General features: G+C 39.6%; 17 protein-coding genes and 1 pseudogene. 7 read left to right on the top strand and 11 right to left on the bottom strand.

Features of this window, described 5'->3' with window-relative positions; all coding sequences use genetic code 11:
* Nucleotides 1–11: 11 nt before the first annotated feature.
* From ESV24_RS12850 to ESV24_RS12825, 7 genes and pseudogenes are all read right to left on the bottom strand, one after another.
* Nucleotides 12–383, bottom strand: coding sequence for a helix-turn-helix domain-containing protein (locus ESV24_RS12850; protein WP_111816731.1), 372 nt, complete (start codon nucleotides 381–383; stop codon nucleotides 12–14).
* Nucleotides 384–393: 10 nt separating this feature from the next.
* Entirely contained in the window at nucleotides 394–690 is a 297-nt protein-coding gene (locus ESV24_RS12845) for a type II toxin-antitoxin system HigB family toxin (RefSeq protein ID WP_111816732.1), read from the bottom strand.
* 135 nt (nucleotides 691–825) lie between these two features.
* On the bottom strand, nucleotides 826–1,524 hold the full coding sequence (locus ESV24_RS12840; protein WP_111816794.1) for a hypothetical protein: 699 nt from the start codon (nucleotides 1,522–1,524) through the stop codon (nucleotides 826–828).
* Between the two features lie 99 nt (nucleotides 1,525–1,623).
* Nucleotides 1,624–1,740, bottom strand: a pseudogene (locus ESV24_RS15630) (hypothetical protein); the annotation flags it as partial.
* A 46-nt stretch (nucleotides 1,741–1,786) separates the two neighbouring features.
* Entirely contained in the window at nucleotides 1,787–2,353 is a 567-nt protein-coding gene (locus ESV24_RS12835) for a cupin domain-containing protein (RefSeq protein ID WP_170227894.1), read from the bottom strand.
* Between the two features lie 276 nt (nucleotides 2,354–2,629).
* Nucleotides 2,630–3,250 (bottom strand): alpha-ketoglutarate-dependent dioxygenase AlkB family protein, encoded by a 621-nt coding sequence (locus tag ESV24_RS12830; protein WP_394364093.1) that lies wholly within the window; start codon nucleotides 3,248–3,250, stop codon nucleotides 2,630–2,632.
* Between the two features lie 60 nt (nucleotides 3,251–3,310).
* Nucleotides 3,311–4,438, bottom strand: a complete 1,128-nt coding sequence (locus ESV24_RS12825; RefSeq protein WP_111816733.1) for a putative porin — start codon at nucleotides 4,436–4,438, stop codon at nucleotides 3,311–3,313.
* Nucleotides 4,439–4,689: 251 nt separating this feature from the next.
* Between ESV24_RS12825 and ESV24_RS12820 the strand changes: the two genes are divergently transcribed.
* The 3 genes from ESV24_RS12820 (at nucleotide 4,690) to ESV24_RS12810 (ending at nucleotide 9,087) form a co-directional block, all read left to right on the top strand.
* A complete protein-coding gene (locus ESV24_RS12820; protein ID WP_200829535.1) occupies nucleotides 4,690–5,250 on the top strand; it encodes a LemA family protein in 561 nt (186 codons plus the stop codon).
* Nucleotides 5,251–5,364: 114 nt separating this feature from the next.
* Nucleotides 5,365–7,101, top strand: a complete 1,737-nt coding sequence (locus tag ESV24_RS12815; protein WP_111816734.1) for a DUF2207 domain-containing protein — start codon at nucleotides 5,365–5,367, stop codon at nucleotides 7,099–7,101.
* A 117-nt stretch (nucleotides 7,102–7,218) separates the two neighbouring features.
* Entirely contained in the window at nucleotides 7,219–9,087 is a 1,869-nt protein-coding gene (locus ESV24_RS12810) for a vWA domain-containing protein (protein WP_111816735.1), read from the top strand.
* Nucleotides 9,088–9,510: 423 nt separating this feature from the next.
* Here ESV24_RS12810 and ESV24_RS12805 read toward each other — a convergent pair whose 3' ends face one another.
* The 3 genes from ESV24_RS12805 to ESV24_RS12795 all read right to left on the bottom strand — a co-directional run bounded on the left by ESV24_RS12805 (nucleotide 9,511) and on the right by ESV24_RS12795 (nucleotide 13,739).
* The gene (locus ESV24_RS12805) at nucleotides 9,511–11,910 is read right to left on the bottom strand and encodes a T9SS type B sorting domain-containing protein (RefSeq protein WP_111816736.1); all 2,400 of its coding nucleotides are present in this window, start codon (nucleotides 11,908–11,910) and stop codon (nucleotides 9,511–9,513) included.
* Between the two features lie 90 nt (nucleotides 11,911–12,000).
* Complete coding sequence (locus ESV24_RS12800) at nucleotides 12,001–12,837, bottom strand: ABC transporter permease (RefSeq protein WP_111816737.1); 837 nt, start codon at nucleotides 12,835–12,837, stop codon at nucleotides 12,001–12,003.
* A 5-nt stretch (nucleotides 12,838–12,842) separates the two neighbouring features.
* Nucleotides 12,843–13,739: an ABC transporter ATP-binding protein gene (locus ESV24_RS12795; RefSeq protein ID WP_111816798.1), complete on the bottom strand. Its 897-nt coding sequence runs from the start codon at nucleotides 13,737–13,739 to the stop codon at nucleotides 12,843–12,845.
* Nucleotides 13,740–13,883: 144 nt separating this feature from the next.
* On the opposite strand from ESV24_RS12795, the gene ESV24_RS12790 reads away from it, so the two are divergent.
* Nucleotides 13,884–14,816, top strand: a complete 933-nt coding sequence (locus tag ESV24_RS12790; RefSeq protein WP_111816799.1) for a peptidylprolyl isomerase — start codon at nucleotides 13,884–13,886, stop codon at nucleotides 14,814–14,816.
* Between the two features lie 102 nt (nucleotides 14,817–14,918).
* Nucleotides 14,919–15,455 (top strand): YfiT family bacillithiol transferase, encoded by a 537-nt coding sequence (locus tag ESV24_RS12785; RefSeq protein WP_111816738.1) that lies wholly within the window; start codon nucleotides 14,919–14,921, stop codon nucleotides 15,453–15,455.
* A 65-nt stretch (nucleotides 15,456–15,520) separates the two neighbouring features.
* On the opposite strand, the gene ESV24_RS12780 is transcribed toward ESV24_RS12785, so the two are convergent.
* On the bottom strand, nucleotides 15,521–16,078 hold the full coding sequence (locus ESV24_RS12780) for a thioredoxin family protein (RefSeq protein WP_111816739.1): 558 nt from the start codon (nucleotides 16,076–16,078) through the stop codon (nucleotides 15,521–15,523).
* A gap of 190 nt (nucleotides 16,079–16,268) precedes the next feature.
* Between ESV24_RS12780 and ESV24_RS12775 the strand changes: the two genes are divergently transcribed.
* Together ESV24_RS12775 and ESV24_RS12770 are read left to right on the top strand one after the other, a co-directional pair.
* Complete coding sequence (locus ESV24_RS12775) at nucleotides 16,269–16,580, top strand: phosphoribosylpyrophosphate synthetase (protein WP_111816740.1); 312 nt, start codon at nucleotides 16,269–16,271, stop codon at nucleotides 16,578–16,580.
* A complete protein-coding gene (locus ESV24_RS12770; RefSeq protein WP_111816741.1) occupies nucleotides 16,570–16,908 on the top strand; it encodes a tRNA-binding protein in 339 nt (112 codons plus the stop codon). Before ESV24_RS12775 ends, ESV24_RS12770 begins: the two co-directional genes overlap by 11 nt.
* Nucleotides 16,909–16,920: the final 12 nt, after the last annotated feature.

Here is a 16,920-nt window from a genome sequence, read left to right as displayed (position 1 = left end):
GTTACCTTTTGTTATTTCGGTTCGAGTTGGTAATTATTGACCAGAACCGAAGCAGAAATTTGAAGTGTTTTTTCTAAATCTCTAATCATATCGACAGTCAATCTTTTCTTTCGGTTCAGAATTTCCGATACTCGGCTTTTCCCACCGATTATACCAACCAAGTCTTTTTGGCGCATATTCAATTCTTCCATCCGTATTTTTATGGCCTCGATTGGATCTGGTGCCTCAATGGGATAATGTTCGTTTTCGTAATTCTCGATAAGCATCGAAAGAATTTCCGCCTCGTCGCCCTCTTTTGTATCGATTGGGGCATCGAAAATTACTTCCAAACGTATAAGCGCATCTTGGTAATTTTTGTTAGTTTTAATAGGCTTTAACTCCATAATTAATTTTTTAAATCGTGTCCGCATCTATTTTGTCATATTCAGCGTGTGTGCCAATAAAACGAATAAATGCCCATTGTTTTTCGTAATTGAATTTAACAATCAGTCGGTAATAATTTCCTTTTATATTGAAAACTACGCGACCGTTCTTTAAAATACTTGCGTTGATGTAAGTTTGTTTGACGTCATTGGGCGAAAACCATTTAGCACTCTTTACTGTGTCATACCAAGTTTTTAAATACTGTTCAGAATCAGCGTGGCTTTCCCAATATTCTCGAAGCGTACTTTTTGCAATGATTCGTTTCATCAGTCCAATTATGAAACAAAGATACAATTAGTTCTCAAATGTAGAACTATTGGAGGTTGTCTTTTATAAAAAAGGGGAAACATTTAAATGAATACCTCATAGTATTTATCCCAGGATATATACCTATGTCTTTATTTAACAAATCATCAACAACCGGTGCTGTCCATTTTTTTCTTCTGGTGCACGATGAAGACAAGGAGGAACTTTACTTTCGGGATGATCAATCGCCAACCGCCATAAATGACCAATGCCTAAGCTAATGGGTTGTGCTTGAGGTAAAGCTTGATAGTGTAGATCAAAGAAATAGTCACTTAAAAAGGCTTCAAAACCAGCATCTGGGCCACCATATAGTTTTTTGAGTTCAGCGAGTATTTCGGGAATAAGGATTTTTTGTATGCCTTGCGAATTGGGCAATATATCACTCGGCTCACCATAATAGGTGCATAAAAAGGTATCGGTTGGTACGGGAGAGCGATCTACGTGAAAAGAATAAACATCGGTTGGAAAAAAAGGGAAGGCATCATCTCTATCATAGTATTTTATCAGATTAAGAGTTGGAGATGCCCCGTGAGCTGTCAACACTTTTAGGTCATTCAGAAGGATTTCACGAGCAAGCTGCCCTTGTTCACTTAACTGTAGCTCACGAAGCTGCTCTTCATCAAGTGTTGCTATATTTTCGTTTATTTCAACTTGTTTAACAATCTCAGAAAAATCACCAGTTAGTTTTCGAGTCCAACAAATGGCGTTCATTTCTCCTTGAAAAGGCGTGGAAACCAAGTCTTTAAAATTTGTGACACGGTGAATTTGATTTGCGGTATGGGGTAAATCTATCATAGGGGCAATATACTTTATAAAAGGCATTAGGCATTAGGCAATAAGCTTTAAGCTGTTTTTGTGAATAGGCTTCAACAATAAACAATTATCAATAAACAATTAGAGTTGATTATTAATCCACCCATCAATCTTCCTTTCTAAAAGCACAAGCGGCATACTGCCATCTTTTAAAACTTCATCTTGGAATTCCTTGATGTCAAATTTATTTCCCAGTTTTCGCTTAGTTTTTCACTTAACTTGATACTGGTTAATTGTTAATTTATCAATCTGCTTTTAATGGTGGTCCGACTAAAATCATATCGTGGTCTTCGAAAACTTTTATAAGTTCCTCTTTAGTGGGCGGGGAAGTCCATTGGTCAGTTACCTTAAAAAAGGCCTCCATCTTTCCCGCTGGTAGATAGGAAACAATCATCTTTCCTTTTTCTGTTAACTGGACAAAGGCGTGCTGAACGTTCCTTGGTAGAAAAATGGTGTCGCCAGCTTTCATTTCATAATTCTCATCGCCAACCTGAAACAAGTACTCCCCTTCAACAACATAAAACCATTCATCTTGAAAAGGATGAACATGCAAAGGTGGGCCACCTTTTGGTGTAAGTCCGTTTTGCTCAAAAACAGCCAAATCGTTATCGGTGTCGCTCCCTGAAATTTTTATATCCAAAACGTTCAAGGTTATGCCTTTCATTTTATAATGCTCACCAAATCTACCTTCTCCAGAATTTACTTTAAAACCTTTATTGGTGCGTATATCAAATTTCCAATTTGTTGTTTTAGCAATTAGAGTAAGTGGTATAGAAGCAAGGAGTGCTATTATTAATTTTCTTCTTTTCATTTTCTACCTCATTTGCGTTGGCTAATCTTTATGGTTTTAGGTTTCCCCGTTTTAAAAAATAATGTTTTTGGAATTCAGACACTTTGATTTGTAAAACATCTTGCTATACGAACTTTTTAATTAATTCTATGCCAAACAAGTATGTAATTTTACTATCAAATATAAATCAAAATATCATTCCCCAATAAGGGAAATGGTAAATGATCAAATCAATATAATGATTAAAAAGAGTCCTACTCTCAAACACCTCGTCGCTCGTTGTTCGCACCTTTTCGATCATGCTTCGTCGTTCGTCCCTCGTCGTTCGTCCTTCGCATCAATCGTTCTAAAAGTCAAATTAATCCTCGCAGCTTGCACCTTTTTAGTAGCCGGCAATCGGTGCAGCCAATGCTTTTGTGTAGTGCCTTTCATTAGTAAAAGGCTACCATTTTTCAGGTTAAGGGATACGGTTTCTTTGGTTTCCTTATGCTTAAAAACAAACTTCCGCTCTGCGCCAAAACTTACCGAGGCAATGGAACTATTTTTTTGAAGATCCTTTTCAGCGTCACTGTGCCAGCCCATGCCTTCCTCCCCTGTGTGATAGAGATTAAGCAGGCAACTGTTGAAGCTTTCGCCGCTTTTTTCTTCAATCTGTTTTTTGAGTTGAAGTAATTCGGGCGTCCACAAATTGGCTTTTTTGGTGATTTTGGAATACGTGTATTCAAACTCGCGTTCGCCGTACCAGGCTACTTTCCGTTTGGTGACAATCTTTTTTCCGAAGATAAAAACTTCGTCGTGCTTCCAATTAATTGTATTGTGAAGGATTTTAAAATAATGGTTGGCGTCCTCTTCTGAAAAAATGGTTCCGAAGTAATTGACGGTGCCGTCTTTTGGGAGCAGGTTTTTTTCCGTGTCCATTTTAATGTTGAACGAATCTATTTGCGACATGGGCTATCTAAAAAGGTTTCTTCAAAAGTATTAAAACCCAATATTAAAATCAAACCGAATGCGGTCACCGATTTCCTTGGCTATTCCATACGGCACCAATTGCTCCACGGTAAAGAACCGCACTTTTAAATCCATGTTTTCGGCAAGGCCATAGCCGGCCATTATTTCAAGTCCTTTATAGTTGGTAAGCCTTCCATCTGGAGAGCCTTGGGAAGAATAATCCCAACGCGCCCAATCGTTTTGTGCCAAATAATCCACAGCGGCAAAACGTTTCAAATACATATAGGTAAGCTGCACTTTCCAATCGCCTTTTTTGTCCAATTTCCCGATGCCAGCATTTGCCACATAGCCTGTTTTTTGGTCCTGTAAATTCTTCGGAATGGAATCGTTGTCGTTATAATCCTTTACGTTTTGATAATAGTCAAACCCGACGGTAATTTTGGGTTTCATAAAGACGTCAACTTTGGTTCCAAGATGAACTATGGAATAATCAATATTAAAAGTATCACCGCCATCGGGAATGTTCGGCATATTTTTGAAATAATAAAAAGCGGGAAAAAACTTCACCCTGTTTTGCCAATGCGAAGAAACCAGCTGAATTCCTTCAAAATAGCTGTCCTTTTTCAAAGAACTGTTACTGGTGGCAAAAATGAAATGTCCGGTATTCACTTTTAATGATTGCACAAATTCATTCTCAAAATTAAATTTCCCCGAAAGGGAAACGCCTTCGGGGAATACATTATCGCTCCAAAAAAGCTCGTTCTGTTTTTCAAAAGGGAAGGTATTTTTCCCGATCCAAGCGCTCAACCAATTATAGTTGAAACTGGCATATATCTTTTCAAAAGCAATGGGCAAGCTGCTAAACTGGTCGCCCAAAGTGAGCTGCGGATCTTGCTGCTTTTCAGGTTGCCCAGTACGGATCCGCATTCCGAAGGAAACCCAATCTTTATAGTCATAAGTTGCGCCCAGCCTTGCACGGTAACGCAAACGGGTTCGATCATCCCGGAACGAACCGTCCGGTTTTCGGGAATTCCAGTCTTCCTCTACCCTAAATCTAAAATCGGCAGAGAACTTGAGTTTTTTTTGGATGCTGTCATTTTGGGAAAACAAACAGAAAGGGAACAACAGCAAAAGCAAGAGGAAGGGGGTTTTATTCAAAATTGTAATAATTGGTTGGTTAGCGTTTTATCAAAGGATTTTACCTTTATGGAAATGAAGCGATTAAATTAATGATTTTGTTTTTAAAATAATTAGCAGCGGGCTATATTTTATTTGGTGGTTTCGTTGATAAAACGAATAAAAATGTATCTTAGTAATTCATAATGAAATTATTACCGTAGTATTGATTAATGAGGACCAAATTCACAATCCCAATAGCTATCGGGACACAAATTAAAAAAACCTAAATTATGAGTATTATATTACTTCTTCTGGGCGTCCTTGTTGTAATGGCCATTTTGCTCGTCATTGTTTATAACCGTTTTGTGAAAAACAAAAATATGGTGAAAGATGCGTGGAGCAATATAGACGTTGCCCTAAAGCGCCGTTACGATTTGATTCCAAATCTCGTGGAAACTGTTAAAGGTTATGCCGCGCACGAAAAGACAACTTTAGAAAGCGTAATTCAGGCGAGAAATGCTGCAATGGCAGTACCTTCTGATGATATAAATGGGCAGATAAAAGCTGAAAACCAACTGCAACAAACCCTGCGAAGTATTTTTGCCTTGGGAGAAGCCTACCCAGATTTAAAGGCAAACGCCAGCTTTTTGGACCTGCAGCAAAAACTTAACGAGATAGAAGAAAACCTTGAAAGAAGTCGCCGTTACTATAATGGTACAGTTCGCGAGAACAATACTTATGGCGAAAGTATGCCGGGTGTATTGTTTGCCGGGATGCTAAAGTATCAGCATTTCGATTATTTTGAAGTTGACGAAGCTACCCGCGAAAACGTAAAGGTGAGTTTTAATTGAAAAGGAGTTTATAGGTTTATGAGTTTAAAAAATAAACACATTCCAACCATCCAACTATCGAACAATCCAGCAATCCAGCAATCCAATAATCCAGCAATCCAAGCCTAATCTGGAATGAGCAGCCACACTTTCATAAAGAATGCAAATACGCCTCAGTTCAATAAAAAACTGTTCCTTATTCTTTTTGGAATGATGTTTTTTCTGAAAGGATATTCGCAAGGTTTTGATATGAATCGTGCGAGTATTGATATATACATCAGCGAGAAAGGTTATTTTGATGTGGTTGAAAACTATGACCTCACTTTTACCGAAGAGAGACACGGCATTTATAGAAACATCACAGTTAAATACGATCTATTGACTGCGGAAGGAACACAGGAAGAACGCAGGATCAAAATCAGAAAAGTTAAGGTTCCTGCCTATAAGTTTGAATCTGATCCTGATTTTGTACAAGCTATTAGTAATGAGCTTGAAATCAAAATAGGCGACAAGAATAGAACGCTCGTTGGGCCGCAACATTATGAAATAAAATATAGGGTTTATAACGCTTTTCTTTTTGAGGATGAACTGATTGTCTTTTACTGGAACGTTAAACCAGATGCTTGGTATCCTCCTTTTAGACAATTAGATTTTACCGTTCATCTATCAGAAAACATTGAAGCAAATTTAGACGATTTCTTTGTTTATTCCGGTACTACGGGAGAAACTGATGCTAGTAATGATTTTGATGTTAGTTATGAAAATGGTGTTTTTACTGCAAAGAGTCGTTCCGATTTTCTTTCGGTTACGGGGCAGAACGTTACCGTTCTGCTAAATCTTCCCCTCGGTTCCGTCAAGGAAATAAAACCCTTATGGCCTTTTTGGACAAATTATGGATGGACTTTGATTCTTGCAGTCTTGCCTTTAATATTCTATTGGATTTGGAACAAATACGGTAAGGATGATAGGGTAGTGGCAACCACCAGTTATTTTCCCCCAAGCGGCATAGATCCATCAATGGCGGGATACTTAATTGACGATACCGGGGATACCCAGGATCTTATTTCATTAATACCCTATTGGGGCTCTCGAGGCCTTATAGCGATGGAGCAGATACCCAAAACGAGTTGGCTTGGGCAAGCCGATACCAAACTCACCAGACTAAGGCCATTACCCGACGGGGCTCCCGATTATGAGCGGGAAATATTTATGGGTCTTTTTGGTAGTTCGCAGGGCTCTTCAGAAAAGGAAATTTTAATCAGCAGTCTGAAAGATACATTCTATACAAAAATGGCTAGTGCCAAAGTAATGTTGAAGAAAAAGTCTCAAATATACTACGAAGCAAAAGCCAAGAAAATGCAGACCTTAACAATTGTAGGTACGATCTTGATCGGGGTTTTTATTTTTGCTTTATTTCTTATCACTTGGGGGCTTTGGGCTGCTTTGGCAGTTATTCCGGTAACAATTTTTCTATTGTTTATGACGGTGTATATGGTGAAGAAAAACAGCAAGGGCAATGAAATGCTTTCAGAATTAAAAGGCTTTAAGAATTTTATAAAAATAGCTGAAGAAAACAAACTGAAAATGCTGCTTCGGGACAGTCCTACTTATTTTGAAAATACAATGGGTTATGCCCTTGCTTTTGGTTTATTTGACCAATGGGCGAAAAAGTTTGAAGCGCTCAATATACAACCCCCCAGTTGGTACACTTCGTCAGCAGGAGCCTTTACGATGCACAATTTCTCCAATTCCTTTTCAGATTCTATTTCATCCGCAAAATCTACAATGGTAAGTTCGCCGTCCAGCAGCGGTTCTGGCGGCGGCGGTTCTTCAGGCGGTGGTTTTGGCGGTGGCGGCGGTGGAAGTTGGTAATACGTTATTGCGATACCACCTTTCCCTCATCCAAACCCTCTGTTCCCTCATTCCTTGTTTTACAGCGCGCTTATGTGTGGTAGTTTTACTTCAAGTTTAACACAAAAACCACACATTATGAAAACACTATTCACATTTTTAGCAGCAGCATTGCTGGGTTTCCAGCTTTATGCTCAAACAGTAACCATCACTGGCACAGTAACTGACGATACCGGGCTTCCGTTGCCGGGGGCAAATGTTATTGTTAAAAAAACTAGCACAGGCACCCAAACGGATTTTAATGGTAAGTATAGTATTAATGCGCAAATCGGGCAATACTTGACCTTTTCCTATGTTGGTTTCAACACCAAAGAAGTTAAGGTTAAAAAGGCTGGGGAAATAAATGTAAGTTTAGAGGGTAGTTCTGCCTTGGAAGAAGTTGTTGTTACTGGCTACGGAATAAGTAGAGAAAAGAAATCTTTGGGATTTGCCGTTGCTCCAATTAATTCAGCAGATAAAGCTCTGCAAGGAAAAGCCTCGGGCGTTCATATTAGAGGGGCAGCCTCTTTATCCGGCTCAAGAAGTTATGAAAATAATAACCGCGTTTCCGATAACGAATCCTACGGCCGCATTGAAGAAAACATTTTTAAAAGTGTAGGCACAGCACCGCTCTCCACTTTTTCTATTGATGTTGATAAAGCAGGTTATAGCAACATTCGCCGTATGCTAAACAATGGGCAGAAAGTGCCAGAAGATGCAGTGAAAATTGAGGAAATGGTAAATTATTTTGCATACAACTATCCACAACCAAAAGGCAAAGATCCATTTTCAATTACTGCAGACATAGTAAACTCACCGTGGAACCAAGATGCCAAATTGGTAAGGATTGGTTTAAAGGGAAAAGATATTTCCTTGAATAACGTGCCGCCATCAAACCTGGTTTTCCTGTTGGATGTCTCCGGCTCTATGAATGATCCAAACAAATTGCCTTTGCTGAAAGCTGCACTAAATGTTTTAGTGGACAGGTTAAGAGAAAAAGATAAAGTTTCTATCGTGGTGTATGCAGGTGCGGCTGGTTTAGTGCTGCCTCCCACTTCTGGCGCAGAGAAGCAATTAATTCGAAATGCTATTGAAAACTTAAGTGCCGGCGGTTCTACCGCAGGAGGTGCTGGTATTGAATTGGCGTATAAAGTTGCAGCTGAAAATTTCAGCAAAGGAGGTAATAACCGAGTGATTCTTGCAACAGATGGCGACTTCAACGTAGGGGCTTCCAGCGATCGTTCTATGGAAGACCTTATTGAGGAAAAACGTAAAAGCGGCGTGTTCCTAACCTGTTTAGGTTTCGGGATGGGCAATTATAAAGACAGCAAATTGGAAACTCTAGCAAACAAAGGCAACGGTAACCACGCCTATATAGACACTATGCAGGAAGCACAGAAAGTATTGGGTACAGAATTCTTTGGAACGCTCTATACCATTGCAAAAGACGTAAAAATTCAAGTGGAATTCAACCCTGCAAAAGTACAGGCCTACCGTTTGATTGGTTACGAAAACCGTTTGCTAAACGATGAAGATTTTAAAGACGATACCAAAGATGCAGGCGAACTTGGCAGTGGCCACACTGTTACAGCTTTATATGAAATAATTCCCGTGGGAGTAAAGAGCAAATATTTGAAAGATATTGACAACTTGAAATATACCAAACAAACCAGCCAGAACTATACAGATGAAATGCTCACCGTAAAATTTCGCTACAAGGAACCCGATGGCGATGTAAGCAAGCTGATAGTAAAAACAGTAAAAGATGAAAACAGTTCCATGGAAAGTGCTTCAGAAGACTTAAAGTTTTCAGCAGCCGTTGCACTTTTTGGAATGCAACTTCGCAACTCTGATTTCATAAATACCAAAAAGAAAGAAGACGTAATTGCCTTGGCCGAAGCAGGCAAGGGAAGCGATAATGATGGTTACCGTGCAGAGTTTATCCGCTTGGTAAAAAGCAGCAAATAACTCTGAACTATGATTTTATGAGGTGGTTTGGTTTTTTTGAAGGGAAGGGCGCGAGAGCGCTCTTTCTTTTTTCCACATATTACGTACCTAACGGCACGGCTGATTTTTTTACCGATATGTAGTACATAACGGGACATTTAATTGTTTTTTTTTACCGATATGTTGTCCCTAACGGGACGTTTGATTGTTGTTTTGTTTTACCGATATTATATCCCTAACGGGACATTTTTTTGGTTTTCGATTGTCTTCTATCGTTATTTCGTACCTGACGGCACGGGGATTGAATGATTGTTTTCGTTCACCAGCGCCATGTCCCGTTAGGGACAACATCTCGTTAGCTTAATGTTTGATGTGATGTTTTCTGTGCCGTTAGGTACAGCATATTTCCCCAGAATTTATTTCAAAAATAATATTATTAAACAATTAATAATTCACATAAACCCACCCAATAAAAGCATCGGGATATTTAGGGTCGTTCAAAACCAAAACGTAATAATAGGTTCCCACCGGTACAGTGTTTCCCGTAAAAAGAAGCCCTTTTGTCGCCACGCCATCCCAAAAACCATCTGCGTTGTGGGCGGTGTGTATCAAATTACCGTTGCGGGTGTAGATATTCAGTTCAAAATTTTCATAAATATTAAGCAGGTTGCTTATTTCAAAAGTGTCGTTTATGCCATCGCCATTGGACGAAAAACCTTGGGGAATAAAGGGCGCACAGTTTTCCGTGGTCAATAAAAAGGATGCGGTGGCAAAACAGATTTCGTTTTCTAATCGAACATAAATGGTTTGCGGATCGCTACCGTTTTGGTAATCAGTTGGATTGCTGATGGGGTTAGTGTTTTCCATAGCATTTTCCATAGTAGTGAAATACTGCACCACATCGTCCGGTCCGGTGCGAATTAAATCATCTTGTAGAGTTAAATCGAAAATAGCCGTGTCAAAACCTTTATCACATTCCAACAGATTTGGTAAAATGGGAATAGCGGGAATGCTTTCAAAAGAAATGGTCTGTGTAAAACTGTTATTATCCTCCCGAAGCTCTTCCACCGCGCCATTGCCGTTGCCGTCATCATCTACCACGGCAGTAATTGTAAATGTATCGGGTAAAATGTCGGGCAATCGAAGTTCCACTGCGCCATTTTCACTATTGCCAATAGAAATAGTTTGTTGTGTTTGCGAAAGCCCAAGCAAAGCCCCATCATTATAAAAGGCTATCGAGGTATTGGCTGGCAGAGGCGCGGTCGCTTCCAAATTATAAACCGTAAAAGGTAATAGCAGCGCCCTGTCGCGACACGCAGAAATTTCAGGAAGTTCAATCGATGCATCCGGCAAGGGGCAGGGGAGCACTTCCACCGTAAAACTGTCAATAAGAAAACAATCCGGGTTAGAAACGCGGATGTAAATGGTTTGCGGGTTTTCGGTATTTTGAAAAGTTTCTGGGTTGGGAATTGGGTTTATATTGTTCTGCGCGTCTGCTTCCGAAAGGTGAAAACTTAACTCATAAATCGGGTCTATTTGTGAAGTTGCTTCCGTTAAATCAAAAAATTCCTCGCCAATAACATCGCAGGTTTCAAGATTTTGAAGTCCTGTGATTATTGGATTTACAAGCAAATGAATAGGCGTTTCATCTTCGTTGTTTTCTTCGTTTGTCTCTTGCACAATTCCAGTACCGTTCCCAGTATCGTCAACAACGGCTCTCAGAATAAAATCTGCTTCAATATTGTTGAGAACAGTGAAAGTTATGGTTCCGCTTTCCTGTCCGTCAATTGGAATAACGCCAAGGGTTTCACTTTGCGCCACCAAAGTTTCATCAGCATAAAAAGCAATTGGCGTTCCCGCTGGTAAAATATCGGTGCTATTCAAATTATAAACCGTGTAGTCTATCGTAAGTTCACGATTGCCACATTCAGTACCCCCAATTTTGTTGTCTATGGAAATGGTTGCATCGGGCAGTTCGGTGTTTAATACGGTGATAATATTATTCACCATAACAAAATCCTGCCCGCTGGTTAGTTGAATGGTTGCCGAAGTATCACCCGGATTTAAATAGTTTGAAATAGGATACACGTCAATATCCATATTGTAGAGCACATCGCTGCCTGTAAAGCTGTTGGTGCCGTTAAAAGCATTATCTGCAGGGTTAAGCGGCGGATTGCTAAGAATATTTCCATTAATGCGAAGTGTTTCATTTACCGCGATTCCTCTGTCCCCTTCCCAAGCCAAAAAACCAATCTTGGCGCCCTGCGTGTCCAAAACCATTAAATTATCTAAGGTAATGTTCAAGGTTTGGTTGGTTTGCGAAACACTTTCCAAACCATCAAAAATATTCACTTGGTTGTTTGGCAGCGAATCATCCTCATAAACCACCGCTACCGCCCAGCCGCCAAAATTGGTGCCCGTGCCCGGTGGACTGCAATAAGCGGGAATTACAAGCGTAAGGTCCAAGTCCGCAAGGGTGTAGTTTCCATTGCCACTGGTTTGAATTTGTTGAGTGACATCTGCGAATGCGGCAAAATAAATATATTCATTGCCGCCACTGGTAAAGAACACATTAAAGGTCCGTTCGGCAGTTATGGGAATTTGGTTAAAGGTAACATTGAAATCGCCCGGCCCAGAACCTGCCCAATACAGATAGGCTGCCACCACTTCTTGGTTTGGTTGCAGTTGAAAATCTGCACTACTGCTGGTCAGTATAAAACATTGCCCGCCTTGACCGTTTTCTTCAGTGTTAAGTGTATTTCCAAAAGCTGTATAATCGAAATGGCCATTAAATTGCTTGTACAGTGAAATATCCTGAGAAAGGACTGCACCTGATAGTAACAAACATATTATAAAAAGAAAAGGCTTCAAAAGTAAAATTAAGGTTGATTGCTTGCTAAATATAGACAAAATATCAACGGCGCACAGTGTTTTTTAAAGGTCTCTTTTCTTCAGAATTGCGTACGACCAGTATATGAATAGTGCTGTCCAGACTAAAACAATCAATACATTGAGCCAAGTTACATGATAGTCTTTCGTGAAATTTTCACCCAGCTGATTGGCTGCAGACTGAATGGCTCCCAAACGGCTCAATGGTTCTTTGATGAGGTTTGCCATAGCATTGAGCGGAAAGAACTGTGAAACATTGTCGGCTATTTCTGTGTCTTTAAAAAATTGCCATTTCATCAAACCGTAAAATAACCATTCCACGATTTGCCAAACAATTAAAAAGCCAAGGGCAAAGGCAGAACGCTTCACCAAAACGCCAAGAAAAAGGCAGAAAGAGAAAAATGCAACCAGTTTTATGAAATAAGCGCCTATGTATTCCATACCGCTAAAAATGATGGTTAGTTCATTATAGTCTGAAAAACTTAAGCCTAAAATTAGAGATACTAAAAAGATAAATACTGTGGAAATTCCCGCAAAAAGTAATACTGTAAGGAATTTTGATATTACAAATTCCTTTTTGCTGAGCCCGTCAATTAAGTTTTGTTTTAAGGTTCTATAGCTGTATTCATTGCTCATCATCGAAACAATCACAATAGCCAAAAACAATTTCAGGATTGCTGCCACATAGGTATTGAAATGCCAGATATAAGGGAAGTTGAAAATTCCTTGATCGGCAACACGAAAGTGAAAATCACCAAAGTTGAATTCAATGGAAGCAATTAAAGCAATAAAGGTGATGAGCACAAAATATATGATGGAAATAACCTTAGCTGCACGGTTATAGCGTAATTTCTGAAGTTCTATATTTAATAATCGTAGCATTGTGGTTAGTTTTGTTTTGTAAGTTCCAGAAATTGTTCTTCAAGGCTTTCCTTACGTTTTACAAGGTGCGAAAGGGTGATGCCTTTTTCAAAAAGAAGCTTGTTTACTTCTGCAGCATCCATTGGCTGGTTTAGGTAAACAATTAGATAATCTCCTTCACGTTTTACCGTTCCAAAAGCGGGATTTCCTTCCAAAGCATTTTGAAGCATTTTCATATTGTCGCTCTGCATCGTCAAGAAACCATGGCTGGCGTTCATCGCCTCCACACTTCCGGAATAAAGGCTTACGCCTTTCCGAAGTATAACCACATGCGTACAGACCTTTTCCACTTCATCCAGCAAATGCGAAGCCAGCAAAATGGTGGTTCCCTGTGAAGCTATCGTTTTAATTATTTCTCGAATTTGGTGGATGCCCTGCGGGTCGAGTCCGTTGGTTGGTTCATCGAGAATTAAAATTTCAGGATCATTCAGTAATGCAGAAGCAATTGCCAAACGTTGTTTCATTCCCAAGGAAAAGGTGCTGAATTTGCTGTCTTTTCTCTCAATCAATCCAACGAGCTGCAATTTCTCGGTAATCTTTTCTTCGGAAACCTCTTTTATTTTACAGACCAATTGCAGGTTTTGAAATGCCGACATATATGGGTAAAAGTTAGGTCGTTCAATAATGGCACCTACTTTTTTTAAAGCGTTATGCGTATCAATTTGGCCGTTAAACCATTGGAAATCGCCAGCAGTTTTGTTTACCACGTTCAGCACAATGCCCAAGGTGGTGCTTTTACCACTGCCATTTGGGCCGAGGATGCCGTAAACGTTGCCTTTCTCAATGGTAAATGAAAGGTTATCGACGGCGGTTAGCAAGCCGAATTTCTTGGTGAGGTTGTTTATTGTGAGAATATTTTCCACGCAGTTGTTTTTGGTCCCGAAAACCATCGGGATGGTTGTTTATTTGACGAATGGGTTTGGGATTTGTTACATTTTTTCAATTCTGAATTCAGAATTCTGAATTCAGAATTAAGTACCTTTGCTTTTAATTTAAAAAATAAAAAAATGCAAGACGGAATTTACGCAAAAATAACTACTGAAAAAGGAGAAATCCTTATAAAACTTACACACGATAAAACACCGGGAACGGTTGGAAACTTTGTGGCCTTGGCTGAAGGCAATTTGGAAAACGCAGCAAAACTACAAGGAACGCCCTATTACGATGGGTTGAAGTTTCACCGAGTACTTCCAGATTTTATGATTCAGGGCGGCGACCCAAAAGGGACAGGCTCCGGCGGACCTGGTTACGACTTTGAAGATGAATTTCACCAAGACCTTCGTCACGATACTCCGGGAGTACTTTCTATGGCTAATTCTGGACCTGCAAGTAACGGAAGCCAGTTTTTTATCACTCACGTTGCAACACCTTGGTTGGACAACAAGCACACAATTTTCGGAAATGTAGTGGAAGGACAAGACGTAGTTGATAGCGTTGCACAGGGCGATACTATGAATAAAGTTGAAATAATCCGAGTAGGCGAAGAAGCCAAAAATTGGAATGCGGTAGAAGCTTTCAGAAGTTTTACAGGCGAAAGGGAACAGCGAATTGAAAAAATAAGAGCAAAAGAAGAAGCAGATCTTAAAAAAGTTTCAGAAGGTTTTGATAGAACCGAGAGCGGACTTCTGTATAAAATTATCCAAAAAGGCGGCGGTAAAAAAGCTGAAAAGGGAAAGACAGTTTCCGTACATTACAAAGGCGCATTAACCGATGGAACTGAGTTTGATTCTTCCTATAAAAGAAAACAACCCATTGATTTTCCATTGGGAATGGGCAACGTAATTGAAGGTTGGGACGAAGGTATCCAATTGTTGCAGGTTGGAGACAAAGCCCGTTTTGTGATTCCTTCGCACCTAGCCTATGGCGAGCGCGGTGCTGGCGGGGTTATTCCACCAAGCGCTACCCTGATTTTTGATGTGGAATTGATGGATGTGAAATAGGGATTAGGAATTAGCGATGAGGAATTAGTTTGCTATAATTCTAAATTCACGAATATTATTTATTTAACTGATTCACAGACTCACTTACTCACCAATTCACTAATGGAAATTGAAAAACTAAAATACCCAATCGGTAAATTCGATTGCCCTTCAAATATTACTATCGAAATACAGCAAGCTTGGATTTCCATTTTGGAACATTTTCCGAATAGGTTAAATAATTTGGTGAGTACCCTTTCAGAAAACCAGTTGAAGACTCCCTACAGACCCGAAGGTTGGACGGTGCGGCAAACAATCCATCACGTTTATGACAGCCATCACAATGCATATACACGTTTTAAGTGGGCATTGACAGAAGCTATCCCAACAATAAAGGCTTATGACGAAAAAGCTTGGGCGGAAACTACTGACGCCAAAAATGCGCCGATTGAGTTGTCATTAACGGCAATAATCGCCTTGCACGCGAAATGGGTTTATTTAATAAAAGGATTATCGCAAGAGCAATTGTTGAAAGAGTTTCACCATCCAGCCAGAAATCGTAATTACACTTTGGCAGAAACAGTTGGCAGTTATGCCTGGCATAGCAACCATCATTATGCACATATTGAGAACTTGCTAAATAGGGAAGGGTGGAAGTGAAACTTTAATTTGGGATTTGGATTTGATAATTCGAATCCCAAATTCCAAATTAACAAATCCCGAATTCAATCTTTCCATTTAATGTTACACCCAATACTCGGTTTTTGGTCTTCTCGCTGGGGATTGTTGTTGAGTATAAGGTCCATGGCTTCACGAAGATCACGTCCGTTTACAGGAATACCATTCCCCGGTCGCGAATTGTCTAATTGTCCGCGATACACAAGCTCTAATTCTTCATCAAAAAGATAGAAATCTGGAGTGCACGCCGCATCGTAAGCTTTTGCCACTTCTTGGGTTTCATCAAATAAATAAGGAAAAGGGTAGTTATGTTTTCTTGCAGTACGCCACATTTCCGCAGGAGAATCTTCGGGATAGTTTATTACATCATTACTATTAATAGCTACAAATCCAAAACCAGTAACGCGATAATCGTTGCACACGCGCACAAGTTCCTCATTCACATGCTTCACGAATGGGCAGTGGTTACAAATAAACATAACCACAGTGCCTTTTTTACCGCGAATGTGTTTTAGCGAAACAGGGTTGTTGGTAACTGAATCAATAAGTGTAAAATCGGGCGCTTTGGTTCCCAATGGAAGCATTTTGGATTCTGTTCTAGCCATTTTCTTATTTTCTATATTTGTTATAAACTATGGTATAAAGTTACAATTTTTGAGTGGTTATTGGGTAATTGAAATGTATGCATCTCAACATCTAAACTCTTAAACATTTAAACCTCTTCTATTAAAGAATGTATAAAACTTTGCCGTTGCAGAATATCTCCATTAACTTTAAGAATTAAAACCAACTATTATGAAAAACTCATATTCATCACTATCCGTGGCCATTGCAGATTTACAAAAACACGGTTTTACGGAAGACTTCAATCTGGTGGGCGAAGGCATAGAATCTAAAAATCTTAAAAAGCAATGGAATGCCGGCGAACTGGACGTCATTAAGTTTTATCGCTTTGAAGGAATGACCAACCCTGGCGACAATACCATTCTTTTTTTGATTGAAACCCAAGATGGGAGAAAAGGTCTGCTTGTTGATGCTTATGGTGCCGACCAAGGCGAAATTTCTCCTGAAATGATAAAAAAACTCACCATCCGTCATGACGAATAAACTATCGTGGCAAGATTTTGAAAAGGTCGAAATGCGCGTGGGGACAATTCTTGAAGCCAACGATTTTCCTGAAGCTCGAAACCCTTCCTATCAACTTTTAATAGATTTTGGAAGTGAAATTGGACAGCGAAAAACTTCAGCGCAAATAACTACACAGTATTCAAGAGAGGAACTGATAGGAAAACAAGTGGTTGCAGTAGTTAATTTTCCGAAGAAACAAATTGCAAATTTTATGAGCGAATGTCTTGTTTTGGCCGCTGTGGAAGGGAAAAACGTAACGCTTTTGCAACCTGGAAAAGAAGTGGAGAATGGATTAAGAATATTATAATTAAAAACTTTT

This window comes from Aequorivita lipolytica, from assembly GCF_007997135.1.
GTDB classification, from domain to species: Bacteria; Bacteroidota; Bacteroidia; order Flavobacteriales; family Flavobacteriaceae; genus Aequorivita; species Aequorivita lipolytica.
The sequence above is the reverse complement of the archived record's forward strand: the minus strand, read 5'-3'. Positions and strand labels throughout refer to the sequence as shown.

Excerpts from the sequence above, each read along its gene's own strand:
- ESV24_RS12850 (WP_111816731.1), bottom strand. The coding sequence starts at position 383 with ATGGAGTTAAAGCCTATTAAAACTAACAAAAATTACCAAGATGCGCTT.
- ESV24_RS12835 (WP_170227894.1), bottom strand. The coding sequence starts at position 2,353 with ATGAAAAGAAGAAAATTAATAATAGCACTCCTTGCTTCTATACCACTT.
- ESV24_RS12830 (WP_394364093.1), bottom strand. The coding sequence starts at position 3,250 with ATGGACACGGAAAAAAACCTGCTCCCAAAAGACGGCACCGTCAATTAC.
- ESV24_RS12785 (WP_111816738.1), top strand. The coding sequence starts at position 14,919 with ATGGAAATTGAAAAACTAAAATACCCAATCGGTAAATTCGATTGCCCT.
- ESV24_RS12815 (WP_111816734.1), top strand. The coding sequence starts at position 5,365 with ATGAGCAGCCACACTTTCATAAAGAATGCAAATACGCCTCAGTTCAAT.
- ESV24_RS12845 (WP_111816732.1), bottom strand. The coding sequence starts at position 690 with ATGAAACGAATCATTGCAAAAAGTACGCTTCGAGAATATTGGGAAAGC.
- ESV24_RS12820 (WP_200829535.1), top strand. The coding sequence starts at position 4,690 with ATGAGTATTATATTACTTCTTCTGGGCGTCCTTGTTGTAATGGCCATT.
- ESV24_RS12775 (WP_111816740.1), top strand. The coding sequence starts at position 16,269 with ATGAAAAACTCATATTCATCACTATCCGTGGCCATTGCAGATTTACAA.
- ESV24_RS12810 (WP_111816735.1), top strand. The coding sequence starts at position 7,219 with ATGAAAACACTATTCACATTTTTAGCAGCAGCATTGCTGGGTTTCCAG.
- ESV24_RS12800 (WP_111816737.1), bottom strand. The coding sequence starts at position 12,837 with ATGCTACGATTATTAAATATAGAACTTCAGAAATTACGCTATAACCGT.
- ESV24_RS12780 (WP_111816739.1), bottom strand. The coding sequence starts at position 16,078 with ATGGCTAGAACAGAATCCAAAATGCTTCCATTGGGAACCAAAGCGCCC.
- ESV24_RS12840 (WP_111816794.1), bottom strand. The coding sequence starts at position 1,524 with ATGATAGATTTACCCCATACCGCAAATCAAATTCACCGTGTCACAAAT.
- ESV24_RS12770 (WP_111816741.1), top strand. The coding sequence starts at position 16,570 with ATGACGAATAAACTATCGTGGCAAGATTTTGAAAAGGTCGAAATGCGC.
- ESV24_RS12790 (WP_111816799.1), top strand. The coding sequence starts at position 13,884 with ATGCAAGACGGAATTTACGCAAAAATAACTACTGAAAAAGGAGAAATC.